Source organism: Streptomyces kunmingensis, assembly GCF_039533535.1.
GTDB classification, from domain to species: Bacteria; Actinomycetota; Actinomycetes; order Streptomycetales; family Streptomycetaceae; genus Streptomyces; species Streptomyces kunmingensis.
Genome location: NZ_BAAATS010000035.1, coordinates 8,675 through 13,947 on the forward strand (window position 1 = coordinate 8,675; position 5,273 = coordinate 13,947).

Consider the following 5,273-nt stretch of genomic DNA (forward strand, 5'->3'; position numbering starts at 1 on the left):
GGGCGTTCGCGTGCGTCGTGCCGGGTGTCAGCCGACGCGGTAGCGCACCGGCAGGGACAGCACCCCGCGGATGATGCCGGAGCCGATCCACTCCAACGAGTCGGCAGGGACGGCGAGTTCGAGCTCGGGGACGCGGGCGAGCAGGGTGCGCAGAGCGATCGTGCTCTCCAGGCGCGCCAGCGGAGCCCCCAGGCAGTGGTGGATGCCGTGCCCGAAGGCCAGATGGCGGGCGTTCGGACGGGTCACGTCGAGCACGGCCGGGTCACCGCCGCCGACCTGCGGGGCGTCGCGGCCGGCGGCCCCGAGCGCGACGACGACCATGCCGCCCCGGGGGATCGGCACCCCGCCCAGCTCGAGGTCCTCGGCCGCGTAACGGTTGGTGGAGCGCTCGACGGAGGTGTCGTGGCGCAGGAACTCCTCCACCGCGCCGGGCATCAGCTCGGGCCGCTCGCGCAACAGCCTTAGCTGGTCGGGGTGTTGGAGCAGGGACAGTACGGCGTTGCCCAGCAGGTTCACGGTGCTCTCGTGGCCGGCGACGACCAGCATCAGGGCCGTGCCCACCAGTTCCTCCTCGGAGAGCCGCCCGTCCTCCCCGTCGCGTACGGCGATCAGCGCCGACAGCAGGTCGTCCTGAGGGGCGCGCCGCTTCTGCGCGACCAGGGCGGCCAGCAGCCCGTGCAGCCCGGCCAGCGCCGTACGGTGTTCCGGCGAGGCCACCTGGAGGGCCAGGGCCGACCAGCGGCGGAAGTCCAGGTGGTGCTCCTCGGGAATGCCGAGGAGTTCGGCGATGACCGTGGCCGGCAGCGGGGCGTTGAACGCCTCGACGAGGTCGGCCTCGCCCGCGGGCGGCAGCGCGTCGATCAGGCCGTGGGCGATCTGCTCGATGCGGGGGGCCAGTTCGGCCGTACGGCGTGGCGTGAAGGCGGCCGAGGCCAGGCGGCGCAGCCGGGTGTGCTCCGGCGGGTCGGCCTCCATCATCTGCGCGCCGAGCCCCACCGAGGGTTTGTGCAGGACGTAGCCCGCGGCGGCCAGGGCCTCGGCCGCGGGTGTGGCGTCCTTGAGCAGGGCGGGATGGGCCAGCGCCTCCCGGGCCAGATCGTGGCCGACCACCACCCAGCCTTTCAGGCCGAGATGGAACTCGGCCGGATGAATGGGGCCGAGGCCGCGCAGCCGTGCGTAGCGGGCAGGGGCATCGGCCTTGAAGGCGGGATCGATGACCACACGGCCGTCCCGGTACGGGCATTCCTGATCGGGGCTCATGAGATGACTCTTCCCTTTCGCAGCGGCATGCGGCCGCCGACATCGTGACAACGCGCGGGCTCCGCTACGGGTCCAGGCGGCGGCCGGAGAACAACGGAGAGCGGCGCAGCACAGGGCCCCGCTCGACAAGAGGCCACTGGACCTTTAAGCTCGAAGATCTAAAGGTCCAGTGGCCTCTTATGGGTGGCGCTGGTTGGGACGCGCGTCCACGACCCGCCAACCACCGCCACGACAACAGGAATTGGGGAAAACGGCATGAGCAAGACCTGGCTGATCACCGGAAGCTCCCGCGGACTGGGACGCGCCCTCGCCGAGGCCGTCCTGGAGGCGGGCGACAACCTCGTCGCCACCGCACGACGCACCGAGGCGCTGAACGACCTCGCCGAGAAGTACGGGGACCAGGTCCGGCTGGTCACCCTGGACGTGACCGACACCGAGGCGGCACGGCGCGCCGTACGGACCGCCGTGGACACGTACGGCCGCCTGGACGTGGTCGTCAACAACGCCGGCTACGCCGACATGGCCGCCATCGAGGACATGTCCGACCAGGCCTTCCGCGACCAGATCGAAGCCAACCTCTTCGGCGTCGTCAACGTGTCCCGGGCCGCCCTCCCGGTCCTGCGCGAGCAGGGCAGCGGGCACATCATCCAGGTCTCCTCCGTCGGCGGCCGCGTCGGCGTCCCGGGCCTGGGCGCCTACCAGGCGGCCAAGTGGGCGGTCGGCGGCTTCTCCGAGGTACTCGCCCAGGAAGTCGCGCCCCTCGGCATCAAGGTCACCGTCGTCGAACCCGGCGGCATGCGCACCGAGTGGGCCGGCTCCTCCATGGCCACCCCGCCGGTCAGCGCCCCCTACGAAGCTGTTGTCGGGGGCGCCGTCGGAGGGATCCGCGGCGCGCACGGCCGGCAGCCCGGCGACCCGGCCCGCATCGCCCGGGTCCTGCTCGACCTCACCGAGACCGACCGGCCGCCCCTGCGCCTGCTCCTGGGCAAGGACGCCGTCGCCGCCGCCGGGAGCATGGCCGAGCGGCTCGCCGCCGAGGACGCCGCATGGCGTGCCGTCAGCGAATCCGTATGACACCTGCCGTACGGGGACGCGGGGACGCGGGGGCGAGGGGGGCTTAGGGTTGCCGGGGGCGGCGCCGGACCCGGGCCGCGGACAGTTCTCCTGGGAAGCGACGATGACGGACGAGCGGCCGATTGCCTTTCAGCGTGCGCGCAGCGCCGAGCAGCGCGAGATGCGCAAGCAGGCCATTCTCGACGCCGCGACACAGCTCCTGGGCGAGATGCCGGTCGGCGAGATCAGTCTGCGGGAGCTCAGCCGCCGGGTCGGCCTGTCGAAGACCAACGTCGTGCGCTACTTCGAGACCCGGGAAGCGGTCTTCTTCGAACTGCTCAACCGGATGCTGGCGCGGTGGATCGAAGAACTGTCCGCCGACCTCGATCCGACGGCCACCGGATCCGCCGAACCCACGGGACCCACCGAGCCCGCCGGACCGGCCGGACCCGCCGCTCCCGAAGCAGTGACGCACACCCTGGCCCGTTCCCTGGCCGAACGGCCGCTGCTGTGCGGCCTGTTCAGCGCGCTCGGCTCGGAACTGGAGCGGAACATCTCCGCCGAGGCCGTCCGCGAGTTCAAGCTCGCCCACGTCCGGCTGCTGGGTGAGCTGGCCGATCTGCTGCGACGCCACCTCCCGGAGCTGTCCCCGGCCGCGGCCCGCGAACTGGTCTCCATGACCGTCGTGTACACCGGCGGGCTCTGGCCCTTCGCCCACCCCTCCGACGCCGTCGCCGAGGCCCAGCGCGCCCCCGGACTCGCCGACACGAAGGTCGACTTCGCCGCCCACCTGGGGCGCACCCTGCACCTCACGGTCACCGGACTGCTGACGGTGAGGACGTGAGGGCGCGCTGAAGGCCGCTTCCGCCGCTGACGGGCCCGCCCCTGTGCCGGGTCAGGCCGCGCCGGTGTCGTGCACGAAGGCGAGGACCGCGTCGCGGAAGCGCTCCGGTTCCTCGATGTGGCCGAGGTGGCCGCTGTTCTCCGGGACGACCAGAGTCCTCGACGTCCATGCGGGCGGTCGCCCTGAGTCTGCTCGGTTTCGGCCCCGACGTGGACGACGTGATGCAGGACGCCGCGCTGGTCGCCCTGCGCCGTCGCGGCGACGTCCGCGACCCCGCCGCCGTCGGCGCCTGGCTGCGGGCGGTGGTGCGCAACGGCAGCCGCACGGTGCTGCGCGCGGCGAGCCGCAGCGAGCCCCGGGCCGAGGTGCGTTGCCGCCGGTACTGACCACCCCCGAGCACGTACTCGACACACATGCTCTGCGCGACTGGATCTGGGAAGCCGTCGAGAACCTGTCCCCGGCACTGCACCTGCCCGAGCCTTTCCGTCAGCCTTTCCGTACGCCCTCGAGGAAGCGCCCCGCCATGTCGAGGCGTGCGTCCAGGGTGCCGGGCGACTGCCCGAAGTCGATGAAGAGTTCGTGGACGCCCGCCTCGGCGGCAGCGCGCGTAGTCGACGTACTGGTCGAGCGTGCCCGCACCCGGGACCTTCTCCGGGTCGGTCGGTACGTCCGTGAGGGTGGGGTTGACCCGCAGCGCCATGCGCAGTGCGTCCGGGTCACGGCCCGCCTTCAGCGCCTCCTCGGTGACGGTCCGCCACATGCCCATCAGCGGGACCAGCGGCATGGCCACCGGCAGCCAGCCCGCGGCCCGCCGGGCGACGCGGCGCAGACCGGCCGGGCTGAACGCGGCGAGCAGGACGGGCGGCCCGGACCGCTGCTCCGGCTTCAGCCCCACGACGGTCCCGGGCACGGTGAACAGCGGCCCCCGGTGCGCGAACTCGTCCTTCGTCCAGTACGACTCCAGGACGTCGAGTGTCTCCTCGAGCCGGGCACCCCGGCCTTCCCACGGCACGCCCACCGCCGTGTACTCGTCGGGCATCCAGCCCTGGCCCAGGCCGACGTCGAGGCGTCCCCTGCTCAGGACGTCGAGCGTGGTCAGCGCCCTGGCCAGCATCAGCGGCGCGTGCCACAGGCCGTTGAGCGTGCTGGTGCCAAGCCGCACCCGGGTGGTGCTCGCCGCGGCGAAGGCGAGGCTCGTCAGCGGGTCCATGTGGTTCTCGTAGGCCCGCGGCATCACTCCGTCGCCGCTCGGGTACGGGGCGCTGGGCGAGCGGGGGGCCAGGACCCGGTCGCCCGTCCACAGGGAGTCGTACCCCAACTCCTCCGCGGTCCGGCTCATGGTGCCGATGCCCTCCGCGTGCGCGTCGGTGCCGAAGGTGGGAAGGGCCAGGCCCAGCAGCATGTCTCGTCCTCGGAGTCTGCCGCCGGCGACCACACCGGCGAACCGCGTGTACAACGCAAACGACTATACGTGTGCGCACGCCGAGAAACCCACATCGAGTACACACGTATAAAACTGTGTGTCGCAACCAAGAAACACTGCCCGAGCTGCTCGCCGCTCGTCCGGGCGACTGGACCGACGACGAGCTCGGTCGGGTGACCCTTCTCATGGCGCGCCTGCGCACCGATTTCGACGACTCGCCCTGTCCACCCGGATCAGCCACTACGCCGCAGACACCGGCGCGCTCTCTGACCTGAGCCTGCTCGTCCCCGGTCTCAAATGTGAGCCTGGACTACAGTCCGGCCAGCATCGTCGTGGTGGAGGGCATCGTCGACGGGTTCCGCACCGACGGTGCCACGGGTGTGGAGATGGCCGAGTCGCTGGTGGCCTTCGGCTGTTATGTGGGCGAGATCCTGACCCGGTATGCCGGCGGGGCCTGGCAGCACACACCTGGAGCCGCCCGAGGTGTCCCCCTGACGGTGCGACTGCCCGGTGCGCGGGAGTGTGACCCCATAGAGTGGGTGTTCCGCCGCCTCGAAGCCGGAGCCGCCGTCAGCATCCGTCAGTTGTACACGGAGGCTCTCCCGTCGGGGCCGTCCGGCGGAGAAGCCCCGCCTGAGAAGCTGTGTCAGAACCGGCAATCCGTGACGCTCTGGAGCCGGGGGAGCAGGATCG

General features: G+C 71.9%; 5 protein-coding genes. 3 read left to right on the forward strand and 2 right to left on the reverse strand.

What is annotated here, in order from left to right:
• Positions 1 to 27: 27 nt before the first annotated feature.
• Entirely contained in the window at positions 28 to 1,260 is a 1,233-nt protein-coding gene (locus tag ABD366_RS36570; protein ID WP_324769703.1) for a cytochrome P450 family protein, read from the reverse strand.
• A 255-nt stretch (positions 1,261 to 1,515) separates the two neighbouring features.
• Here ABD366_RS36570 and ABD366_RS36575 point away from each other — a divergent pair, with 255 nt between their 5' ends.
• Both ABD366_RS36575 and ABD366_RS36580 read left to right on the forward strand, forming a co-directional pair.
• Positions 1,516 to 2,334 (forward strand): oxidoreductase, encoded by an 819-nt coding sequence (locus ABD366_RS36575; protein WP_324769705.1) that lies wholly within the window; start codon positions 1,516 to 1,518, stop codon positions 2,332 to 2,334.
• A 103-nt stretch (positions 2,335 to 2,437) separates the two neighbouring features.
• Entirely contained in the window at positions 2,438 to 3,157 is a 720-nt protein-coding gene (locus tag ABD366_RS36580; RefSeq protein WP_324769706.1) for a TetR/AcrR family transcriptional regulator, read from the forward strand.
• Here ABD366_RS36580 and ABD366_RS43675 read toward each other — a convergent pair.
• Entirely contained in the window at positions 3,129 to 4,559 is a 1,431-nt protein-coding gene (locus ABD366_RS43675) for a TIGR03619 family F420-dependent LLM class oxidoreductase (RefSeq protein WP_425577017.1), read from the reverse strand. The genes ABD366_RS36580 and ABD366_RS43675 overlap by 29 nt on opposite strands.
• Positions 4,560 to 4,915: 356 nt before the next feature.
• Between ABD366_RS43675 and ABD366_RS36595 the strand changes: the two genes are divergently transcribed.
• Positions 4,916 to 5,273, forward strand: a 358-nt coding sequence (locus ABD366_RS36595; protein WP_344443212.1) for a hypothetical protein, incomplete at its 3' end; no start/stop codon positions are given.

Coding starts and splice junctions, on each gene's coding strand:
- ABD366_RS36570 (WP_324769703.1), bottom strand. CDS start 1,260: ATGAGCCCCGATCAGGAATGCCCGTACCGGGACGGCCGTGTGGTCATC.
- ABD366_RS36575 (WP_324769705.1), top strand. CDS start 1,516: ATGAGCAAGACCTGGCTGATCACCGGAAGCTCCCGCGGACTGGGACGC.
- ABD366_RS36580 (WP_324769706.1), top strand. CDS start 2,438: ATGACGGACGAGCGGCCGATTGCCTTTCAGCGTGCGCGCAGCGCCGAG.
- ABD366_RS43675 (WP_425577017.1), bottom strand. CDS start 4,559: ATGCTGCTGGGCCTGGCCCTTCCCACCTTCGGCACCGACGCGCACGCG.